Here is a 20,020-nt window from a genome sequence, read left to right as displayed (position 1 = left end):
CGGCATGCGGGCGATCGTCTGCAATGCCTATGGCGATCCCCGCGATCTGGTCCTGACCGATGTGCCGGCGCCGAGCGCTAGTGCCGGCGAGGTGATCATTCAGGTCGAGGCCGCCGGCCTCGGCTATGTCGATGCGCTGCATGTGCGTGGCGGCTATCAGGTCAAGAAGCCGCTGCCGTTCATTCCCGGCAGCGAGGTCGCCGGATTGATCATCGCGATCGGCAGCGACGTCTCACCAGAACTCATGGGACAGCGTGTCACCGCATTGTCGCCGAACGGCGGACTGGCGGAGCAGATCGCCGTGCCGGCGACGTCCTGCATGCAGCTGCCCGATGGCTTCAGCTCGGACGCCGCCGCGTCGGCATTGCTCAACTACTGCACCGGCCTCTACGGGCTGGAGACTTGCGGCCAGTTGCGCGCAGGCGAGACGGTGCTTGTGCTCGGCGCATCCGGCGGCGTCGGCCTCGCGGCGATCGACATCGCCAAGGGGCTCGGTGCGACCGTCGCCGCTGCGGCATCATCCGACGACAAGCTCGCCTCCTGCCGCGCACGCGGCGCCGATCTCACCGTCAATTACAGCCAGCCTGACTGGCGCAAGACCCTCGAAACTGAACTGGCCGGGCGCCCGCTCACCGTCATCTACGATCCCGTCGGCGGCGCCTGGTCGGAGACGGCGTTCCGCTGCCTCTCCCCCGGCGGCCGCCACCTCGTGGTCGGCTTTGCCGGCGGCGAGATCCCGCGCATTCCGCTGAACCTGCCGCTGTTGAAGCGGTCGTCCATCGTCGGCGTCGACTGGGGCGGCTATGTGCGCAACAACCCCGCCGATGCAGCACCCGTGATGCAGCGTCTGGCCGACCTCGTGAGCAGCGGCAAGATCACCCCGCGGCCGACAGCGACCTACCCGCTCGACGAAGCCCCATGGGTGCTCGAGCAGCTGATGACGCGCGGCAATGTCGGCAAGCCGGTGATCGTGTTTCCGCGCTGACGACTATCCAAATGTCATGTCCACGCAGCACGTTCGTCCAGCGGACACTGAGAACGCGACCTTCGGACGCAGTCACGCGCGTGTAGTGCCAATTGCTTAAGGATGGTGTTGCATTGCACTGGTAACATTCCGTGCAGCGGATTACCTTTGCTGCAACGCGTTCTGCAAAGAACGAGCACATGATCGGGAGTTAAGACAGGGCCTGCGCGTTCGGCAGACTTTCAGGGCATCAACTGCGCTTCGCAGCCACATCCCATCGCCGGATGACTACCGATCGCCGGCTGTTGACACCCAGCATCACCACATCGCCTTCCGGATGGCACGCTGACGCATGTGCCAGTCCGTCCATGCAGAGGACTTTGAAATGACTTCGCCGACCCGCTTTCCGTCCCGCCGTTCCGTCATTCTCGGCGGCGCTGCCGCTCTCGGCACCCTGCCGCTGATCGGCCGTCGTGCCAGCGCAGCCGAATGGCCGACCAAACCGGTCAAGTTCGTCGTCACCTTCGCCGCTGGCGGCACCACCGACATTCTCGCACGCGTCGTTGCGCAGAAGCTGAGCGAAGAATACGGCCAGCAATTCATCGTCGAGAACAAGGCCGGTGCCGGCGGCAATATCGCAGCCGACTTCGTCGCCAAGGCGGAAGGCGACGGCTACACATTCCTGGTCGGTGCGCCTGGCGTGCACGCGACCAACAAGCTCGTGTTCAAGAACATGCCGTTCGATCCGGGCAAGGACCTCGCATCGGTATCCGTGCTGGCCAAGGTGCCGAACCTGATGTCGGTGACCAATTCGATGCCGGCGAAGTCGGTGAAGGAATTCATCGACCTGGCCAAGGCCAAGCCGGACGAATATTTCTATGCCTCGCCGGGTCTCGGCACCACCGCGCATCTCGCCACCGAATTGTTCAAGTCGATGACGGGCGTCAAGCTGACCCATGTGCCGTACAAGGGCAGCGCGCCGGCCCTGACCGACCTGATCGGCGGCCGCGTCCATGTGATGATCGACAACCTGCCCGCCGCGCAGACCTTTGCAGAAGGCAACCAGATCCGCGCACTGGCCGTCTCCACCGCCAAGCGCTGGGAGCCGATGAAGGACCTTCCGTCGATCGCCGAAGCCGGCGTCCCGGGCTACGACGCAGCCTCCTGGTTCACCGTCGCAGCACCTGCCAAGACATCGAAGGAGATCGTTGGAAAGCTCAGTGCCTCGATCGACAAGTTCGTCAAGTCGGACGATGGCAAGGCCCGCATGATCAAGCTCGGTGCCGATCCGGTCGGTGGCACGCCGGCCGAGATGGATGCGTTCATCCAGTCGGAAATCGAGAAATGGACCAAGGTCGCCCAGTTCGCCGGCATCAAGCCGGAGTAACCGTGACCCGGATGGCCGGCGCAATCGCGCCGGCTAGTCCAGCTTCATATCCACGCAGCGTGACACGTCGGGACCAATACCCGACGGGATCGTCACGCAGCCGCGCAGTTTCCGCGCCTTGTCGTCGCTGACCCACAGCGCCACGCCGCCGGTGCCAAAAAACGAATTCGTGTTCGGCGGCTCGGTTTCCGCGACATCGAAGGAATAGGCGCCATCCGTATCGAAGATCCGCGCCTTCTTGCTGCAGCTGCCATCGGTCTGGACGTTGATGACTTCCTTGGCATCGCGGGTCATCGACAGCGAGACGCTGCAGCGGAAATATTCCGACGTGGTGGCATTGAACAGATACGCATAGGAACGGCACGTCGCCGTCGAGAGCTTGCCCGGCGCAAGCCCGCGGCCGCAGGAAATGCGCTGGTTCTGGCTGAGCTTGAACTCGTCGGCCTGCGCGATCCCGGGCGCGAGCGCCATCAGGCCAGCGACAAACATTCCTTTGCAGACACCACGCATTCGAATCATCCCCATCGCCGCGGCCATCGCACCGGCATCGCCTTGTGGTGAAAGATAGTCGTGTCGCAGCGCGCGCGAAATGGCAAATTGATCCAGATCACGCGCCTTGTTGACGACGCGCATGCGTTCGTGATTTGTTCAGAGCACAGCTGCAGGATGCATCGATGAGACCTGCCAGCTCTTTCAATGGAGATTTCGGATGTCTGCGCGCGCTTCCACCTTGCTCGCCATTGCCATGATCGCAGCCGCAGCTTTCACCGTGCCTGCCCACGCACAAGCGCCGGCCTCGGGCGCAGTGCCCTGGGTGCTGACGCCGGACATGGGCTATGGCTATGACGCCACCGGCAAGACCTTCGCCTATCGCATGGGCACCAACAACGCCAAGTTCCTGCTCAAGGGTGCGAAGAAGGTGCCAAAGAACACGCTGTTCTTCATCGGCGAAAACGGCCAGCTCTATATGCGCAGCGGCCCGTTCCTCGAAGACGATGGCCGCTTCAAATTCGGCCCGGGCTGAGCACGTGCATGCCTCGGTCATCCTTCAATACGCGCTCCTCAGGATGAGGGCAGAGAGTGATGCGATAGAAGACCCTCATGGTGAGAAGCGCGCAACGCGGGCGTCTCGAACCATGCAGGCCGAGCACTATCCATAGCGCTCAAACGCCCGATGCAAGATGACAGGGAGATGACGGCAATCGCCTCTCCCACGTGCGTACGAGAGATGATAGAGAGCGCGTCATCTTTGACTGAAAGCTGAAAGCGCCCATGGCCAAACCGTCCCCCGTTTCGCCCCTTGCTCCCACCCATGTTCCGACGCTGCCGCCGATCGCAGGCGTTCGCCTCGGCACCGCTGCCGCTGGCATCCGCTACAAGGGCCGCACCGATGTGCTGCTGGCAGTGATGGACAAGGGCACGACGGCGGCCGGCGTGTTCACCACATCGAAGTGCCCGTCGGCCCCGGTGGAATGGTGCCGTGCGGTGCTGAAGGGCGGCAAGGCGCAAGCGCTGGTGGTGAATTCCGGCAACGCCAATGCCTTCACCGGCAAGACCGGCAAGACCTCGACAAAACTCACCGGCGACATCGCGGCGAAAGCCGTCGGCTGCAAGCCGAACGAGATCTTCCTCGCTTCCACCGGCGTGATCGGCGAACCGCTCGACGCCACCAAGTTCAACGGCGTGCTGGCTGACCTCGCCGAGACGGCGACGCCGGACGCATGGATGGACGCCGCCAAGGCGATCATGACCACCGACACCTACCCGAAGGTCGCCACCGCCACGGTGAAGCTCGGCAAGGCGAAGGTCACCATCAATGGCATCGCCAAGGGCTCCGGCATGATTGCGCCGGACATGGCGACGATGCTGTCCTTCGTCTTCACCGATGCGCCGATCGCCGCGCCGGCCTTGCAGGCACTGCTGAAGGCTGGCGTCACCGATACGTTCAACGCCATCACCGTCGATGGCGATACCTCGACCTCCGACACGCTGATGATGTTCGCCACCGGCGCGGCGGCCGCCCAGGGCGCGCCAAAGATCACCAAGGCCAGCGATATCCGGCTGAAACCGTTCGTGAAGGCGCTGCAGACGCTGCTGGCCGATCTCGCCGAGCAGACCGCGCGTGACGGCGAAGGCGCTCGCAAGCTGATCGAGGTCGTCGTCGAAGGCGCCACCACCAAGGTCGCTGCGCGGAAAATCGCCATGTCCATCGCCAATTCGCCGCTGGTGAAGACGGCGGTCGCCGGCGAAGACGCCAATTGGGGCCGCGTGGTGATGGCCGTCGGCAAGGCGGGCGAGCGCGCCGATCGCGACAAGCTGTCGATCTCGTTCAACGGCATCCGCGTCGCCAAATCCGGTGCGCGCGATCCGTCCTATGACGAGACCGAAGTGTCGAATGCGATGAAGAACGACAAGATCCAGATCAAGGTCGCCCTCGGTCTCGGCAAGGCCCGCGACCGCGTGCTGACCTGCGATCTCACCAAGGAATACATCGCCATCAATGGCGACTACCGGTCGTGAAGCTCGTCCTCGTCGTCGCCGCCGCATTGATCGATGCCGACGGCCGCGTGCTCATCGCACAGCGGCCGGAAGGCAAGACGCTGGCTGGCCTCTGGGAATTTCCCGGCGGCAAGCTGGAGCCCGGCGAACGGCCGGAAGCGGCGCTGATCCGCGAACTGCACGAAGAACTCGGCATCACGGTGAAGGAAGCGTGCCTGGCGCCACTCACCTTCGCCAGCCATGCCTATGACGACTTTCATCTGCTGATGCCGCTTTATATCTGCCGGCGCTGGGAAGGCCTTGCAATCTCGAAGGAAGGCCAGAACCTCAAATGGGTGCGGCCGAACCAGCTGCGCGACTATCCGATGCCGGCCGCGGATATTCCGCTGATCCCGCATTTGACGGGGTTGCTGTAGGCGCTTGTAGGATGGGTTGAGCGAAGCGAAAACCCATGCTGTTCCGCGGGCGCGGCAGGCTCCGCTGATGGGTTATCGCTCCGGCGCTAACGCGCCTGCGCTCAACCCATCCTACGACGCACCTACGGCTTCATCCCCCTCACCGCATCCGCCAGACTCGCTTTTGCCGATCCCGGCTTCAGCGGCTTCTGCTGGCTTTCATGCGGCGCCCAGCCGGACAGCCAGATGATATCGAAGGTCGCGCGGATGCGCCCATCGGGATCGGCAAAGCGCTCGCTGTAAATCTGCGCCATGCGCAGCAGCGTCGCGCGGCGCAGCGGCGTGCGGCGGCGCTCGTTGAGGATATTGGTCGCGCCCATGCGGCGGAGATCCTGCATCAGCGCGAAGGCGCTGCTGTAGCGTACCACCACACGATCGACATCGGTGACAGGGAGCGCGAAGCCGGTCCGCTGCAACAGCGCACCGACATCGCGCAGATCGGCCATCGGCGCGATACGCGGCGAGATGCCGTCGTCGAGCTCGGCCTCGGCCGCCGCGAAGGATTGCCGCAATTCAGTCAGCGTATCGCCGCCGAGCAGCGCTGCGAGCCAGAAGCCGTCGGGCTTCAACGCGCGCCGCACCTGCGCCATCACGCCGGGCAGATCATTAACGAGATGCAGACCGAGCGCGGACACCGCGAGATCGAGCGAGGCCGGCGCGAGGCCGAGGCCACGGCTTTCATCGTCGGGCACATCGACATGCGCGAGCGAAGCGACGCGATCCTTGAGCGCATCAGCAAGCCCGTAGCCAGGTGTCGCGATATCGGCACCGTTGCTGAACTGCCGCAACACCGCCTGCAGGCGATCGCTCATGTCCTCGGTGACACGATCGAGCAGGAAGGTCTCGGCGCCCTGCCTCAACGCGCGCGCCTGCCGTGCGCGCAGAAGCGTGCGGTCAAACAGGATCGGGGCGGCGTGCGGCTGGTTCATGGCGCGCTTGGTACGCTCTGGCGGCATGAGGGGCAATCCCACACTCCCGCCCCTCATTGTGAGGAGCGCGCCTGCGCGCGTCTCGAACCATGAGCTGGCCTGGCTCGAGCTTGCGGCCATCCTTCGAGACGCCGCTTCGCGGCTCCTCAGGATGAGGGACGGAGGAGTGCTTGAGCAAAGGAAAAAGCCGAAATAACCTCCATCCATGGACAGCGAAGCATCAGCACCGTGGTCCCTGCCCGCGCGCCTGCGCGGCGCGCTTCACTATTGCCAGCGCGCCATCACCCGATCCGCCCGCCTTGCGCTCGACATCGCGCTCCCCATGCAATGCGTGGCCTGCCGGGAACCGGTCGCCGGCGACGGTGTCTGTGCGGCGTGCTGGAGTCAGCTTTCCTTCATCGCGCCACCCTTTTGCAGCCGGCTCGGCATTCCCTTCGTCTACGATCCCGGACCCGACATCCTGTCCATGCAGGCGATCGCCGCGCCGCCGGCCTATTTTCGCGCGCGCGCCGCTGTGCGCTATGACGAGGTGGCGCGCACCCTCGTGCATCATCTGAAATATCACGACCGCACCGATCTCGCCCCCACCATGGGCCGCTGGATGGCGCGCGCCGGTCATGAGCTGCTCGATCAAGCCGATGTGATCGTACCGGTCCCGCTGCACTGGCGCCGCGCCTTCAGCAGACGTTTCAACCAGTCCGGCGCGCTGGCGCAGGCGATCGGCCGCGCCAGCGGCGTGCCTGTGGCAAAAGATGCCCTGCGCCGTGTTCGCCCCACCGAGCACCAGATCGGCCTGTCACGCGCCCAGCGCGCGACCAATGTGCAAGGCGCGTTCAAGGTGCCGCCGGAGCGCCGGCATCAGGTCCAGGGCCGCCGGGTCGTCCTGATCGATGACGTCCTGACCTCGGGTGCCACGTCCGACGCCTGCGCCCGCGCGCTGCTGCGGGCCAAGGCGTCCCAGGTGGACCTGCTGGTCTTCGCCCGGGTTGTGGAGGCCCATGCCGGTCCCATATAATCTTGTGACACAATTCTGTGACGCCGTCTTTCTGTGAAGCCCTGGAGTGCCTGGCATGGCCGCTGCCATCGAGATCTATACCCGCCCCGGCTGTGGCTATTGCAGCGCCGCCATCTCGCTGCTCCAGCGCAAGAAGGTCGAGTTCACCCATTTCGACACCGCGACCGATCCGAACCTGCGGCAGGAGATGTTCGACCGCACCCGCCCCGGCGCGACCTTCCCGCAGATCTTCATCGGCGGCACGCATGTGGGCGGCTGTGACGACCTCTATGCCCTCGACCGCGAAGGCAAGCTGGACGGCATGATCGCAGGCGAAGGAGCAAGCGCATGAGCGAGCAAAAGCAGACATTCGTCGCCGCCATGGTGCAAATGCGCACCGGCCTCGTGCCGCGCGAAAGCCTCGAACAGGGCCGCCACCTGATCCGCGAAGCCGCCCTTGCCGGCGCGAATTACGTGCAGACGCCCGAAGTCACCAACATGATGCAGACCGGCCGCGCCGGCCTGTTCGAGCATCTGCGCACGCAAGACGATGACGAGTCGCTGAAGGCGTATCGCGCACTGGCTGCCGAACTCGGCATCTATCTGCATATCGGCTCCATGGCCGTGCAGGCGACGCCCGAGCGCGCCGCCAACCGCGCGTTCTTCATCGCGCCCGATGGCAGCATCCTCGCCACCTACGACAAGATTCACATGTTCGACATCGATTTGCCGAACGGCGAGACCTATCGTGAATCCGCCAACTACCAGCCGGGCGAAACGGCCGTGATCTCCGATCTGCCCTGGGGCCGCATCGGCATTACCATCTGCTACGACGTTCGTTTCCCTGCGCTTTATCGTGCGCTAGCGGAATCCGGCGCGATATTTCTCACCGTGCCTTCGGCCTTCACGCAGAAGACAGGCGAAGCGCATTGGCACACGCTGCTGCGCGCCCGCGCCATCGAGAACGGCGCTTACGTCTTCGCAGCCGCCCAGGGTGGCACGCATGAGAACAAGCGCTCGACCTATGGCCATTCGCTGATCGTCGATCCCTGGGGCGTGGTGATCGCCGAAGCCAAGGGCACCGATCCCGGCTTCATCATCGCCGAGATCGATCCCGCAAAGGTCGCCGAGGCACGCAACACCGTGCCGTCGCTGCAGCATGGCCGCCGCTTCGGCATCCATGATGCCAAGGCCGGCCCCGCCCATCTGCATCTGGTGCGTGACGCGACATGATCCGTTACAATCTGCGCTGCGACAAGGGCCACGCTTTTGAAAGCTGGTTCCAGAGCTCCGGCGCTTACGATTCCCAGGTGAAGCGCAAGCTGGTGACCTGCCCGCAATGTGGCTCGGCGAAGGTCGAGAAGGCCATCATGGCCCCGCAGATCGGCCGCAAGCGTAACCAGCGGCAGCAGGAGGTCGTGGCACCGGCGGCGCCAGCCGATAATGCGCCTTTGATGATGGCGCCGCAGGAAGTCGAACTGCGCGCCAAGCTCAAGGAATTGCGCGACCACATCACCAGCAATGCCGACAATGTCGGCGAAAGCTTTCCGACCGAAGCGCGCGCCATGCATTATGGTGACAAGGAGCATCGGCCGATCTATGGCGAGGCCTCGCTGGAAGAAGCGCGCTCTCTGATCGATGAGGGCATCGAGGTTGCGCCGATTCCGGTGCTGCCCGGCGACCGGAACTAACCGCGTTCATCTACATTAACGCTTCATTACGCGGCGAATATCGCGCGCCTTCGCACGTCATCAGAAGCATTTTCGACTTGCGACCGTTTTGTGTCGTTCGAGTCACAGCGCGCACAAATGCTTGCGCGGGCCTTGAGAGCCAGCGAATCTCGCCTAACTTATAAGCATGTGCCTGAAGATGAGTCGCGCTTTGCACGCCGATTGCATTGCACGATCTCGGACCAGGATGTGTCCTTGAGACTGATAGTGCTGATGTTGAGTCGCGATCACGAGACGCGTCCCGTTACCACGAAATAGGATCGCGAACAACAGGACGGCCGACGACCAAAGGAGAGAGGGATCAATGTATAACGATTCTCTGTTCAATGCGTTCGCTCGAACCTTCGAGGCCCGGAGCCAGACGGACATGTCGATGTCCGAATATCTGGAGTCCTGCCGCGGCGACCCCATGAAATACGCGAACGCAGCCGAGCGATTACTTGCTGCGATCGGTGAGCCTGAGATGATCGACACGGCCAAGGACTCCCGCCTTGGCCGTATTTTTTTGAACCGTACCATTAGGTCATATCCGGCCTTTGCCGGCTTCCATGGCATGGAAGACACGATCGAGCGTATCGTCGCCTTCTTCCGCCATGCGGCGCAGGGCCTCGAAGAGCGCAAGCAGATCCTCTATCTGCTCGGCCCGGTCGGCGGCGGCAAGTCGTCGCTCGCCGAACGCCTGAAGCAGCTGATGGAAGTGCATCCCATCTATGTGCTGAAGGCCGGCGATGAACTCTCGCCCGTCTTCGAAAGCCCGCTCGCGCTGTTCGATCCCGATCAGCTCGGCCCGATGATCGAAGAGAAATACGGCATTCCGCGCCGGCGTCTCACCGGCCTGATGAGCCCGTGGTGCTACAAGCGCCTGGAGGCTTACGGCGGCGACATCTCGCAATTCCGTGTCGCGCGCATCCAGCCGTCGCGGTTGCGTCAGATCGGCATCGCCAAGACTGAACCGGGTGACGAGAACAACCAGGACATCTCCTCGCTGGTTGGCAAGGTGGATATCCGCAAGCTCGAGACCTATGCCCAGAACGATCCCGACGCCTATTCCTATTCCGGCGGCCTCAACCGCGCCAATCAGGGCGTGCTCGAATTCGTCGAAATGTTCAAGGCGCCGATCAAGATGCTGCATCCGCTGCTCACGGCGACGCAGGAAGGCAACTATATCGGCACCGAAAATATCGGCGCGATCCCGTTCACGGGCGTGATCCTCGCCCACTCGAATGAATCCGAGTGGCAGAGTTTCAAGACCAACAAGAACAACGAAGCCTTCATCGACCGCATCTGCGTGATCAAGGTGCCGTATTGCCTGCGCGTCGCGGAAGAACAGAAGATCTACGAGAAGCTGATCTCGAGCTCCGAACTCGCCACCGCGCCTTGCGCGCCGGCAACCTTGGAAACGCTCGCTCGCTTCTCGGTGATGTCGCGCCTGCGCAAGCACGAGAACTCGACCACCTTTGCGAAGATGCGCGTCTATGACGGCGAAAGCCTGAAGGAAAGCGATCCGAAAGCGCGCAGCGTCCAGGAATACAAGGACGCCGCCGGTGTTGACGAAGGCATGGACGGCATCTCGACGCGCTTCGCGTTCAAGATCCTGGCCGCGACCTTCAACCATGACACGCTGGAGGTCGGTGCCGATCCCGTGCATCTGATGTACACGCTGGAACAGGCGATCCGGCGCGAACAGCTGCCCGACGAAGTCGAGAAGCGCTATCTCGAATTCATCAAGGCCGAGCTGGTGCCGCGTTATGCCGAATTCATCGGCCACGAGATCCAGAAGGCCTATCTCGAATCCTACGCCGATTACGGCCAGAACCTGTTCGACCGTTATGTCGATTATGCCGATGCCTGGATCGAGGATCAGGACTTCAAGGATCCCGACACCGGCCAGATGATGGATCGCGACCTGCTCAATCAGGAACTGAGCAAGATCGAGAAGCCTGCGGGGATCGCGAACCCGAAGGACTTCCGCAACGAGGTCGTCAAGTTCTCGCTGCGCTCGCGGGCGCATAACGGCGGCAAGAACCCGACCTGGACCTCTTACGAGAAGATCCGCGAAGTCATCGAGAAGCGCATCTTCTCGCAGGTCGAGGATCTCTTGCCGGTGATCTCGTTCGGATCGAAGAAGGATGGCGAGACCGAGAAGAAGCATGACGACTTCGTCGCCCGCATGGTCGATCGCGGCTACACCGAACGCCAGGTGCGCCGTCTCGTCGAATGGTACATGCGGGTGAAACAGGCGGGCTAGTGACAACGTAACTCCGTCATTGCGAGGAGCGTAGCGACGAAGCAATCCAGAAGGCCAGAAGTGAAGGAAGACTGGATTGCTTCGCTGCGCTCGCAATGACGGAAATCGACTGAAGGATACACAAGGACCCACGCGGCCATGCATATCGTCGATCGGCGCCTGAACCCACAAGGCAAGAGCCTGGAAAACCGGCAACGGTTTTTGCGGCGAGCCAAGAATTTGGTGCAGGGTGCGGTGAAGAAAGCCTCCCAGGACCGCGACATCAAGGATGTCCTGGAAGGTGGCGAAGTCTCCATCCCGCTCGACGGCATGAATGAGCCACGTTTCCACACCGAAGGCGGCGTGCGCGACCGGGTCCTCCCCGGCAACAAGAAATTCGTCGAAGGCGATATCCTGCAGCGGCCGCAATCGAAGGGCGGCGGCGGCAACGGGGCCGGCGAAGGCGACGGCGAGGATGCCTTCCGCTTCGTGCTCAGCCGCGATGAATTCGTCGATATCTTTCTCGACGATCTCGAACTGCCCGATCTCTCCAAGCGCAAGCTGGCCGAAGTCGAGAACGAAGGCCTGCGCCGCGCCGGCTACACCACATCGGGCTCGCCGGCGAACATCTCCGTCAGCCGCACGGTGCGCCGCGCCATGGCACGGCGCGTGGCGCTGCAGCGGCCGCGGCCGGAGGCGATCGCCGAGCTGGAGGCCGAACTCGAACACTGCAGCGACGAGCGCCGTTCCGTTTTGCTGGCGGAGATCGAGCGGCTTCAATCCAAGATCAAGCGCATCCCGTTCATCGATCCCATCGACATCCGCTATCGCCGCTTCGAGACGGTGCCGAAGCCGGTGGCGCAGGCGGTCATGTTCTGCCTGATGGACGTGTCGGGCTCGATGTCCGAACACATGAAGGATCTCGCCAAGCGATTCTACATGCTGCTCTATGTCTTCCTCACCCGGCGCTACAAGAAGGTGGAAATCGTCTTCATCCGCCACACCGACCGTGCCGAGGAAGTGGACGAACAGACATTCTTCCACGGCCCGGCCTCCGGCGGCACGCTGGTGTCGAGCGCGCTGGAGACCATGCACGAGATCGTGCAATCGCGCTTCCGTCCGGCCGACTGGAACATCTATGCCGCACAGGCCTCGGACGGTGACAACTCCTATGCGGACAGCGACCGCACCGGCGCGCTGCTGCGGGACGCGATCCTGCCGGCGTCGCAATTCTTCGCCTATCTCGAAGTCGGCGAGAGCGGCGGCCATCCGTTCGAAATGTCGGAATCCTCGCTCTGGACCCTGTATCAGCGCCTGCGCAACGAGGGCGAGCCGCTCTCCATGCGCAAGGTGAACGACCGCAGCGAGATTTTCCCGGTCTTCCACGATCTGTTCCAGCGCCGCACCGGCAAGGAGGTGGCACCATGACTTCCTCAAAAGCGAGTGAACGACTATTCGAGGGCGCCGACTGGGACTTCACGACAATCCAGCGCATCCATGATGCCTGCGAAGACATCGCACTCAAGGATCTCGGCCTCAGTGTCTATCCGAACCAGATCGAGGTGATCACAGCCGAGCAGATGCTGGACGCCTATTCCTCCGTCGGCATGCCGCTCTATTACAAGCACTGGTCGTTCGGCAAACAGTTCGCGCATCAGGAAGCGTCCTATCGCAAGGGCCTGATGGGGCTGGCCTACGAGATCGTGATCAATTCGTCGCCCTGCATCTCCTATCTGATGGAGGAGAACACGGCGACCATGCAGACGCTGGTGATTGCGCATGCGGCCTTCGGCCATAATCACTTCTTCAAGAACAACTACCTGTTCAAGCAGTGGACCGATGCCGACGGCATCCTGGATTATCTCGATTTCGCCAAATCCTATGTGGCGCAATGCGAGGAGAAGCATGGCCGCATCGCCGTCGAGCAGACGTTGGATGCGGCGCACGCCCTGATGTCCCATGGCGTCGATCGCTATCCCGGCAAGCGGTCGCTCGACCTGCGCGCCGAGGAGAAGCGCGCGCGAGAGCGCCGTGAACACGAACAGGCCACCTTCAACGATCTCTGGCGCACGGTGCCCACCGGCCCCTCGAAGAACCGCACGGAGCTCAGCGCCGAACGCCGCCGCGCGCTGCTCGGCCTGCCGCAGGAGAACCTGCTCTATTTCCTCGAAAAGGCTGCCCCGCGCCTGCAGACCTGGCAGCGTGAATTGCTGCGCATCGTCCGCAACATCGCGCAGTATTTCTATCCGCAGGGCCAGACCAAGGTGATGAACGAGGGCACCGCGACCTACGTGCACTATCGCATCATGACCGCGCTGCACGAACGTGGCCAGATCACCGACGGCAATTTCCTCGAATTCCTCGGCTCGCACACCAATGTGGTGTTCCAGCCCGATTTCGACAGCAAGTATTTTTCGGGCTTCAACCCCTACGCCCTCGGCTTCGCCATGATGCAGGATATTGAGCGCATCGTGACCTCGCCCGAGGACGAGGATCGCGAGTGGTTTCCGGACATTGCCGGCAAGGGCGACGTCATGGGCGTGCTGCGCGACGTCTGGGCCAATTACCGTGACGAGAGTTTTATCAGCCAGTTTCTGTCGCCACGCCTGATGCGCCAGATGCGCATGTTCCATCTGCACGACGATCCTGCCGACACGTCCGGCATCCTGGTCGAGGCGATCCATAACGAGCGCGGCTATCGCAGCGTGCGCCGCGCGCTGTCGCGGCAATATGATGTCGGCCTGATCGACGCCAATATCGAGGTGATGGATGTCGATCTCGCCGGCGACCGGCGGCTGATGCTGAAACATTCGGTGCTCAACGGCGCCCTGCTGAACGAAGCCGATGCGAAGCGCGTGTTGCAGCATCTCGCCGATCTCTGGAGCTATGACGTGTCGCTCACCGAGGTCGATGCCACGGGTTCGGTGCTCAAGGAGCACATCGTCCATCCCCGCGTGATGGCCGCTGCGGCCTGATCGCCATTCCGCCTCTCCCGTAAACTTCCCCGCCCGGCTCTGTCCGGGTGGGGGCTTTCGGTTGACCCCAATATAGGGTAGGGGGTTATTTTATAATTCTGTTCGACTGGACCCGTCATGACCATGCCCCGCGACATCGACGCCCTCGCCCATGACCACGTGTTCCTGGGCGACGATCACGATGCCAATGCGCGCCGCACGCTGTGGGTCGTGGGGCTCACGGCTTTGATGATGGTCGGCGAGATTGTTGCCGGCACCATCTTCAACTCCATGGCGCTGCTGGCCGACGGCTTCCATATGGCGACCCATGCCGTGGCCCTCGCCGTGGCCGCCGGCGCCTATGCCTTTGCCCGGCGCAATGCGCATAATCGCCGCTTCACCTTCGGCACCGGCAAGGTCGGTGACCTCGCCGGCTTTGCCTCGGCGCTCGTTCTGGCAATCATCGCCATCGGCATCGCCTGGGAATCCATACAGCGGCTGTTCAATCCATCCACCGTTGCTTTCGGTGAAGCGACGGTCATCGCGGTCATCGGCCTGATCGTGAACATCGCCAGCGCGATCCTGCTCAGCGGTGGCCACCATCACGGGCATCATGACCACGGACATGGTCACGACCATCACCATGGCGCGCATCACCACGACAACAATATGCGCTCGGCCTTCATGCATGTGCTGGCGGATGCGCTGACCTCGGTGCTGGCCATCGCCGCCCTGCTCGCGGGCAGCATGCTCGGCTGGGTCTGGCTCGATCCGGTCATGGGCATTGTCGGCGGCATCGTGATCGCCGTCTGGTCGTGGAATCTGCTGCGCGACACCGCCAGCGTGCTGCTCGACACCTCCGACCCGCATCTCGAGCAGGAGATCCGCGACGAGGTGGAGCGCCCCGGCGATGCCCGCATTTTCGACCTGCATGTCTGGCGCGTCGGCCCCGGCGCGCATGCCGCAATCGTCGCCTTTGCCGGCGCTGCAAGCGCCGAAACGGTGCGCCAGCGCCTCGCCGCCGTGCATGAATTGCAGCATGTGACGGTGGAAGCCCGCTAGGCGCTTCCGGCTGTTGGCAACGGGCTGATGCCTGATTAACCTGACCTCTCCACCGCCAGCATAATGGCGGAAGAAGAATGTCAGGGAATGGATATGCCAGAACACATCGCACCCGTGATCCGCCATGAGGTGCTGTATGGCGACCGCGTCGTCGGTTGCTTCGCCGATCGTCCGCCAAATCTCGATGCGATGCTGCGCGCCGCCGTCGCGCGCAAGCCGGACGGCATGGCACTGGTGCTCGGCACACGCCGTATCAGCTATGCCGAGCTGGATCGCACCGCTGACAACATCGCACGCAACTTGATCGCCACCGGTTTCCAAAAAGGCGAGCGCATCGCGATGCTGCTCGGCAACTGCCTGGAATTCGTCTTCTGCGCGCTCGGTGCTACCCGCGCCGGCATGATCGTCGTCCCGCTCAATACGCGGCAACGCGCGCCGGAGATCGACTATGTGCTGCAGCAATGCGGCGCATCGGCGCTGGTCTATGACGGTGATTGCGAGGTGAACCTGCCCGCACCGCGCGCCGATCTGCGCAAGCAATGGGTCGTCGGAACCGGTCGTGCTGCGTCATTCACCGAACTGACGAATGACGCGTCTCCCGCGGCCTTTCCCGCGCTTGATCAGGCCGACACCGCCTATCTGCTCTACACCTCCGGCACGACGGGACACCCGAAAGGCGCGATGCTGACCCATGCGAGCATCATCCATTCGGTGCTGAACTTCCAGCATGGCTACAGCCTGCGCGATGGCGACGTCACGATGCTGGCGGTGCCGGCCTCGCATGTCACCGGCCTCGTGGCGCTGATCCTGGCGACCATCAATGTCGCCGGGACGCTGGTGATCCTGCCCGCCTTCAAGGCACCGGAGTTTCTTGCCATCGCGGCGCGCGAGCGCATGACCTACACGCTGATGGTGCCGGCGATGTATAATCTGTGCCTGCTGCAGCCGGATTTCGAGCGCCACGACCTGTCGGCCTGGCGCATCGCCGGATTCGGCGGCGCGCCGATGCCGGAAGCGACCATCGAGCGTCTCGCTCAGGCGCTGCCAAAACTCAATCTCTGCAATGCCTATGGATCGACCGAAACCACATCCCCCGCGACGATGTTTCCGCCAGGCTCGCCCGCCGGCAAGATCAACACTGTCGGCCGCCCCGTAACCGGCGCGCATATCATCATCGCCGATGATGACGGCCGCGAAGTGCCACGCGGACAGGACGGCGAATTGCTGATTGCCGGCGCGATGGTCGTGCCCGGCTATTGGGACAATCCCGATGCGACGCGATCAGGCTTCGTCGCAGGCTATTGGCGTTCCGGCGATATCGGCCGCATGGATGCGGAGGGCTATGTCAGCGTGGTCGATCGCAAGAAGGACATGATCAACCGTGCCGGCTTCAAGATCTACTGCACCGAAGTCGAGAATGTGATGTCGCATCATCCCGCGATCGTCGAGAGCGCGGTGGTGGGCAAGCCCGATCCGGTGCTGGGCGAGCGCGTCCATGCGTTCGCCTATAGTCCCGATGGCGGCGACGAGGCAGCGATCAGGAGCTACTGCGCGGAGCGGCTGTCCGACTACAAGGTGCCGGACAGCATCACGTTTCTGACGGAGCCGCTGCCGAGGAATGCCAATGGCAAGATCCTCAAGACGGAGCTGCGGAAGATGATGGTCATTTAAGACGGACGAAGCGCACCTCGCGCTCACTTGTCATCACCCGCGAAAGCGGGTGATCAAGTAAACGCAGGCGCCTGTGATGATCTGATAGGTCCGTGTCTACTGGGTCGCCCGGTCAAGCCGGGCAACGACAGACCTTACCACGCCGCCACCGCGCCATCCGACCTTGGATCCGTCGCGCCTTCGAGCACGCCGTTCTCGTGCAGCACGATGGCGCCGGCATGGCCCATGGTGCCGGTATAGCTGCCGAGCACCTCGACCACGTGGCCGGCATCGCGGAGCTGCTGGATCAGCGCGGGATCGAAGCGATCCTCCACCTTCAGCGTGACGCTCTCATCACCCCAGGTCTTGCCGAGCAGCCAGCGCGGCGCCGTCACCGCCTGCTGCAGCGGCATGCCGAACATGCCATAGCGCGAGAACACCGCCGACTGGGTCTGCGGCTGCCCCTCGCCGCCCATATTGCCGTACACCATGCGGCGACCATCATCGAAAATCGCCATCGCCGGATTGAGCGTGTGGAACGGCTTGCGGCCGGGCTTCAGTGCATTCCAGCCGCTCTCGGCAAGACGGAACGAGGCGCCGCGATTCTGCCAGCAGATGCCGGTTTCCGGCAGCACCACGCCGGAGCCGAATTCGAAATAGACCGACTGGATAAACGACACCGAACGCCCTTGCCCGTCGATGACACCGAGCCAGATCGTGTCGCCAGGCTTGCGGATATGCGGCCATGGCAGGGCGCGTTTGCGATCGATGTGGCGCGCCAACTCATCGAGCTTGGCATCATCGAGGAAGGTCGCGGGATCGACGGTCATGTGATCGGGGTCGCCGACATGCTCGTCACGCACGATGAAGGCCTGCTTGGTGGCCTCCACGAGGCCGTGGATGTGATCGAAACCCTCGGCTTGCGTCACGCCGAGACGATCGAACATCGCAAGAATCATCAGCGAAGACAGACCTTGGGTCGGCGGCGCCATGTTGAACAGCTGCGCGCCGCGCACGGTGGTGGTCAGCGGCGGGCGTTCGCTGGCCTCATGGTTCTGCAGATCGGCAGCCGTCACTGGCGACTCAACCTTGGCCAGATCGGCGGCAATGCTGTCCGCCAACTTGCCCTTGTAGAAGCTCTCGAACCCATCGGCGGCGAGCCGCTTCAGCGTGGCGCCGAGCGCCGGCAGTTTCAGCACATCACCTTCGGCAGGCGCCAGGCCATTCGGCATGAAGGTGGCCGCAAAATTCGGCTGGCCTTTCAGCTCCGCGGATTTCTCGGCGGTCAGCTCGGCCTGGCTGCGCGTGACGACGATGCCACTTTCCGCATAATAGATCGCGCTTTCCAGCAGGCGCTCACGCGACAGCGGCGTCTGCCAGTGTTTTGAGACATCCAGCGCCTTCTGCCAGCCGGAGACCGTGCCAGCCACGGTGTTGGCGGCCAGCGGCCCGCGGAACGGGATCGTCGCAACACCGTGCTTTGCATAATAAGCGAGATCCACGGCCGCACCGGCGCGGCCACAGGCATCCACCGTCACCGGCGCCTTGCCGGGCTCGGCGATCAGCCAGAAGCCATCACCGCCGATACCGGTCATATGCGGATAGACCACCGCCAGCGCCGCCGCCGTGGCAATCGCGGCTTCCACGGCGGTGCCGCCGTCCTTAAGCACATCGAGGCCGGCCTGCGACGCCAGATGATGCGGCGAGGTCACCATGCCCCGGCGCGCGCGCGGTGTTTCAAGCATTTTGGGTCTCCAACGTCTCTGGCATGCCAGCAAATTCTCGGCCGCAGTCCTAGCGCGTCTGGCCGATGATTCAAGCCTTCTCACTCGCATGTCGCCACCCGCGAAAGCGGGTGGCCCAGTAGACACCGCTGCCTGTGCGTATCACTCACGTGAGAGCTTACTGGGTCACCCGGTCAAGCCGGGTGACGACATCAGAGAATCACCCCGTCCCGCGCCACCAGCCGGCCGTTCTTGTAGACGGCGCGGCGCTTCGGCAAATCGACCACCGCCTGCGGCACATGTGGCGCGTCGATGGCGACGAAATCGGCCCTGGCACCGACGCGCAGGCCGTGATCATCCAGCCGCAGCGCTTTGGCGCCGCCGGCCGTCACGATATCGAAGGCCAGCGTCAGGTCCTCGTCGGTGTTGAAGCCCGAGCGATAGCCGATCATCATCGCGCGGCCGAGCATGTCGCCATCGCCGTAAGGCCACCAGGAGTCACGAATATTGTCGCAGCCGCCGAACACCGTAACGCCGGCCGCGCGCAGAAGCTTCACCGGCGGAAACGGCCGCGCACCCGGCGCATTGGTCATGATGGCGACGCCGCTCTCCGCCAGCAATGCCGCCGTCCGCTGCACCACATCCGCCGCGACATCGCCGAGCGAATAGGCGTGGCTGATGGCCACATGCCCCTGCATGCCCAGCGCCTGCGTCCGCGCGCAGAGCTGTTCGATCTCGAAAATGCCGAGCATGGAGGGATCATGCAGATGGATATCCACATCGACGCCGCGGCGCCCGGCGATACCGAACACGACATCGAGGTGCTTTTCGACATCGCGATCAAAACCGCCAGGATCGAGACCGCCAATGACATCCGCGCCGAGATCGAAGGCAGCATCGAGCAGATCGGGCGTGCCGGGGCTGCGCAGGATGCCGCTCTGCGGGAAGGCAACGAGCTGGATGTCGATGACATCGCGATGTGCCTCGCGCACGGCGAGGATGGTTTCGAGGGACTTGAGCCCCACCGATCCATCCACCATCACATGGCTGCGCATCCGCGTGCTGCCGTGGCCGAGGCAGAGCTCGAGCTGGCTTTTTGCCCGCTCTGCCATTGGTGCAGCCTTCGCCATGTTGTCGGCCTGGATGGCGACGCGTTCCTGCACGTTGAAACCGTTGGAATACGGCACATGCGGGCGCCAGACATCGCCATAAAAACTTGTGTCGAGATGGATGTGGCCCTCGACAAAGGACGGGATGACAAGGGTGCCGGCGAGATCGATGGTCTCGGCTGCTGCTGAAGCGCTGCCGCTCGGCGTAATCGCACTGATGCGGCCGGCGGTGACGGCGATGTCGTGCAATGTGCCGTCAGCGAATTTTGCGGATGTGAAGAGTGTGTCGATGGCGGTCATGTGAAGCTCTCTCCGGAAACTTGGACTGTCACCACC

General features: G+C 63.3%; 18 protein-coding genes. 14 read left to right on the top strand and 4 right to left on the bottom strand.

The features are described 5' to 3' along the window. Positions 1–4: 4 nt before the first annotated feature. Together AC1RQ5_RS05735 and AC1RQ5_RS05730 are read left to right on the top strand one after the other, a co-directional pair. Positions 5–985, top strand: coding sequence for an NADPH:quinone oxidoreductase family protein (locus tag AC1RQ5_RS05735; RefSeq protein ID WP_493197559.1), 981 nt, complete (start codon positions 5–7; stop codon positions 983–985). 364 nt (positions 986–1,349) lie between these two features. Beyond that, entirely contained in the window at positions 1,350–2,351 is a 1,002-nt protein-coding gene (locus AC1RQ5_RS05730) for a Bug family tripartite tricarboxylate transporter substrate binding protein (protein WP_398475130.1), read from the top strand. A 33-nt stretch (positions 2,352–2,384) separates the two neighbouring features. Here AC1RQ5_RS05730 and AC1RQ5_RS05725 read toward each other — a convergent pair whose 3' ends face one another. Further along, positions 2,385–2,870 carry a hypothetical protein gene (locus AC1RQ5_RS05725; protein ID WP_493203320.1) on the bottom strand — a complete coding sequence of 162 codons (486 nt, stop codon included), beginning with the start codon at positions 2,868–2,870 and terminating at the stop codon, positions 2,385–2,387. Between the two features lie 190 nt (positions 2,871–3,060). On the opposite strand from AC1RQ5_RS05725, the gene AC1RQ5_RS05720 reads away from it, so the two are divergent. The 3 genes from AC1RQ5_RS05720 (at position 3,061) to AC1RQ5_RS05710 (ending at position 5,266) form a co-directional block, all read left to right on the top strand. Continuing rightward, entirely contained in the window at positions 3,061–3,375 is a 315-nt protein-coding gene (locus AC1RQ5_RS05720) for a hypothetical protein (protein ID WP_398475134.1), read from the top strand. Between the two features lie 248 nt (positions 3,376–3,623). Then, positions 3,624–4,871 carry a bifunctional glutamate N-acetyltransferase/amino-acid acetyltransferase ArgJ gene (gene argJ, locus AC1RQ5_RS05715; RefSeq protein WP_398475136.1) on the top strand — a complete coding sequence of 416 codons (1,248 nt, stop codon included), beginning with the start codon at positions 3,624–3,626 and terminating at the stop codon, positions 4,869–4,871. Then, positions 4,868–5,266 (top strand): (deoxy)nucleoside triphosphate pyrophosphohydrolase, encoded by a 399-nt coding sequence (locus tag AC1RQ5_RS05710; protein ID WP_398475138.1) that lies wholly within the window; start codon positions 4,868–4,870, stop codon positions 5,264–5,266. The genes argJ and AC1RQ5_RS05710 overlap by 4 nt, the downstream gene beginning before the upstream one ends. Positions 5,267–5,388: 122 nt before the next feature. Here AC1RQ5_RS05710 and AC1RQ5_RS05705 read toward each other — a convergent pair whose 3' ends face one another. Further along, positions 5,389–6,261: a methyltransferase domain-containing protein gene (locus tag AC1RQ5_RS05705; protein ID WP_493197557.1), complete on the bottom strand. Its 873-nt coding sequence runs from the start codon at positions 6,259–6,261 to the stop codon at positions 5,389–5,391. Between the two features lie 178 nt (positions 6,262–6,439). Between AC1RQ5_RS05705 and AC1RQ5_RS05700 the strand changes: the two genes are divergently transcribed. The 9 genes from AC1RQ5_RS05700 (at position 6,440) to AC1RQ5_RS05660 (ending at position 16,872) form a co-directional block, all read left to right on the top strand. Then, positions 6,440–7,249, top strand: a complete 810-nt coding sequence (locus tag AC1RQ5_RS05700) for a ComF family protein (protein WP_398475142.1) — start codon at positions 6,440–6,442, stop codon at positions 7,247–7,249. 55 nt (positions 7,250–7,304) lie between these two features. Beyond that, complete coding sequence (grxC, locus tag AC1RQ5_RS05695) at positions 7,305–7,580, top strand: glutaredoxin 3 (RefSeq protein ID WP_398475144.1); 276 nt, start codon at positions 7,305–7,307, stop codon at positions 7,578–7,580. Beyond that, positions 7,577–8,461 carry a carbon-nitrogen hydrolase family protein gene (locus tag AC1RQ5_RS05690; protein WP_398475146.1) on the top strand — a complete coding sequence of 295 codons (885 nt, stop codon included), beginning with the start codon at positions 7,577–7,579 and terminating at the stop codon, positions 8,459–8,461. The genes grxC and AC1RQ5_RS05690 overlap by 4 nt, the downstream gene beginning before the upstream one ends. Next, positions 8,458–8,919 (top strand): DUF1178 family protein, encoded by a 462-nt coding sequence (locus tag AC1RQ5_RS05685; protein ID WP_493197555.1) that lies wholly within the window; start codon positions 8,458–8,460, stop codon positions 8,917–8,919. Before AC1RQ5_RS05690 ends, AC1RQ5_RS05685 begins: the two co-directional genes overlap by 4 nt. A 343-nt stretch (positions 8,920–9,262) precedes the next feature. Beyond that, entirely contained in the window at positions 9,263–11,206 is a 1,944-nt protein-coding gene (locus AC1RQ5_RS05680; RefSeq protein ID WP_398475150.1) for a PrkA family serine protein kinase, read from the top strand. 138 nt (positions 11,207–11,344) lie between these two features. After that, positions 11,345–12,613: a YeaH/YhbH family protein gene (locus AC1RQ5_RS05675; RefSeq protein WP_493197553.1), complete on the top strand. Its 1,269-nt coding sequence runs from the start codon at positions 11,345–11,347 to the stop codon at positions 12,611–12,613. Further along, on the top strand, positions 12,610–14,160 hold the full coding sequence (locus AC1RQ5_RS05670; protein WP_493197551.1) for a SpoVR family protein: 1,551 nt from the start codon (positions 12,610–12,612) through the stop codon (positions 14,158–14,160). The genes AC1RQ5_RS05675 and AC1RQ5_RS05670 overlap by 4 nt, the downstream gene beginning before the upstream one ends. A 117-nt stretch (positions 14,161–14,277) precedes the next feature. Next, complete coding sequence (gene dmeF / locus AC1RQ5_RS05665; protein WP_398475157.1) at positions 14,278–15,201, top strand: CDF family Co(II)/Ni(II) efflux transporter DmeF; 924 nt, start codon at positions 14,278–14,280, stop codon at positions 15,199–15,201. A gap of 93 nt (positions 15,202–15,294) precedes the next feature. Next, positions 15,295–16,872, top strand: a complete 1,578-nt coding sequence (locus tag AC1RQ5_RS05660) for a class I adenylate-forming enzyme family protein (protein WP_493197548.1) — start codon at positions 15,295–15,297, stop codon at positions 16,870–16,872. A gap of 134 nt (positions 16,873–17,006) precedes the next feature. On the opposite strand, the gene AC1RQ5_RS05655 is transcribed toward AC1RQ5_RS05660, so the two are convergent. After that, positions 17,007–18,596, bottom strand: a complete 1,590-nt coding sequence (locus AC1RQ5_RS05655; protein WP_493197546.1) for a gamma-glutamyltransferase family protein — start codon at positions 18,594–18,596, stop codon at positions 17,007–17,009. A 191-nt stretch (positions 18,597–18,787) separates the two neighbouring features. Beyond that, positions 18,788–19,984: an amidohydrolase family protein gene (locus tag AC1RQ5_RS05650; RefSeq protein ID WP_493197544.1), complete on the bottom strand. Its 1,197-nt coding sequence runs from the start codon at positions 19,982–19,984 to the stop codon at positions 18,788–18,790. Between the last annotated feature and the right edge of the window lie 36 nt (positions 19,985–20,020).

Source organism: Tardiphaga sp. GW821-FHT12E02, from assembly GCF_058807155.1.
Note: the sequence above shows the minus strand (reverse complement) of the source record. Positions and strands in the feature narration are given on the sequence as shown.